Here is a 357-nt window from a genome sequence, read left to right as displayed (position 1 = left end):
GGCTGGGGTGCCGGGTATGGCCGCAGCCAATGGTCCGTTTAAAGATAAGTCGCGTACCACTTCACCATTGTCATCCAGATACATATCTCGATGGGCATTGGCAGGAGCGGTTTCACGACTGTCGAGCATGATCTGATGCTGGTCAGCATCCCGATGTAATAACCAGAAACCGCCACCACCGAGACCTGAACCGGCGGGTTCCACTACCGCTAGAGCAGCACTGACAGCAACGGCGGCATCAAAGGCGTTCCCCCCTTGTTGCAGAATTTCAAATCCGGCTTCAGTTGCCAGCGGGTGAGCCGAAGCAATCGCTGCTTGTCCGCTTTGGTTTTGAGCAACGCTAAGTGGAACGATCAC

At 55.2% G+C, this 357-nt stretch carries 1 protein-coding gene; it reads right to left on the bottom strand.

Annotation, left to right across the window (positions count from 1 at the left end; translation table 11 throughout):
- On the bottom strand, nucleotides 1-357 hold a 357-nt coding region (locus B3O33_RS07200), incomplete at both ends, for a gamma-glutamyltransferase (RefSeq protein WP_349676306.1).

The organism is Methylophaga sp. UBA1464 (assembly GCF_002325665.1).
Lineage (GTDB): Bacteria > Pseudomonadota > Gammaproteobacteria > Nitrosococcales > Methylophagaceae > Methylophaga.
The sequence above is the reverse complement of the archived record's forward strand: the minus strand, read 5'-3'. Positions and strand labels throughout refer to the sequence as shown.